At 68.0% G+C, this 341-nt stretch carries 1 pseudogene; it reads right to left on the bottom strand.

The window, feature by feature from the left end:
• Window positions 1-341: pseudogene (locus AAE045_RS23750) on the bottom strand (2-isopropylmalate synthase); the annotation flags it as partial.

Below are 341 nucleotides of genomic sequence, written 5' to 3'. Positions count from 1 at the left end.
CGCGGATCTCTTCGGGCGTGGTGAACCCCACGGTGTCGGGCAGGTTGATGGTGGTGGCGCCGGCGGCCACGGCCACGCGGGCAACCTCGATCAGGAAATCTCCCTCGGTGCGCGTGGCATCTTCAGCGGAGAACTCCACATCGCCCACGTAGCTGCGGGCCAGGCTGACGTGCTTGTGCACCGACTCCAGCACCTGCTCGCGGCTCATGCGCAGTTTGTGCTCGCGATGCAGCGGGCTGGTCGACAGGAACACATGCAGGCGCGGGTTCGCGGCGGCTTCCAGCGCCTTGGCCGAGGTTTCGATATCGGCGGCCAGGCAGCGCGACAGCACGGCCAGGGTC

Source organism: Dryocola clanedunensis (genome assembly GCF_038405435.1).
Classification (GTDB): Bacteria; Pseudomonadota; Gammaproteobacteria; order Enterobacterales; family Enterobacteriaceae; genus Dryocola; species Dryocola clanedunensis_A.
This window is presented reverse-complemented; position numbering and strand designations above follow the sequence as displayed.